At 53.2% G+C, this 252-nt stretch carries 1 protein-coding gene; it reads right to left on the bottom strand.

Annotated elements, in window-relative coordinates; translation table 11 throughout:
- On the bottom strand, window positions 1-252 hold a 252-nt coding region (locus R0J88_RS21935; protein ID WP_410901168.1), incomplete at both ends, for an amino acid--tRNA ligase-related protein.

The following is a 252-nucleotide window of genomic DNA, read 5'->3' as shown; positions in this document are numbered from 1 at the left end:
ACCGTCTGCTGCATATCACCATTATGGATACGTACTGAACCACCGCCCACTTCGTAACCATTGATGACCATATCGTAAGCGTTCGCCACCGCATTTTCCGGTGCAGCTTTCAGTTCTGCAGCCGTCATATCTTTCGGTGAGGTGAACGGATGGTGCATTGCCGTCAGGCCGCCTTCACCGTCGTCTTCAAACATCGGGAAGTCGATAACCCACAGCGGTGCCCATTTGCTTTCGTCGGTCAGACCAAGGTCT

This window comes from Pseudoalteromonas sp. SIMBA_162 (assembly GCF_046535955.1).
Lineage (GTDB): Bacteria > Pseudomonadota > Gammaproteobacteria > Enterobacterales > Alteromonadaceae > Pseudoalteromonas > Pseudoalteromonas marina.
Note: the sequence above shows the minus strand (reverse complement) of the source record. Positions and strands in the feature narration are given on the sequence as shown.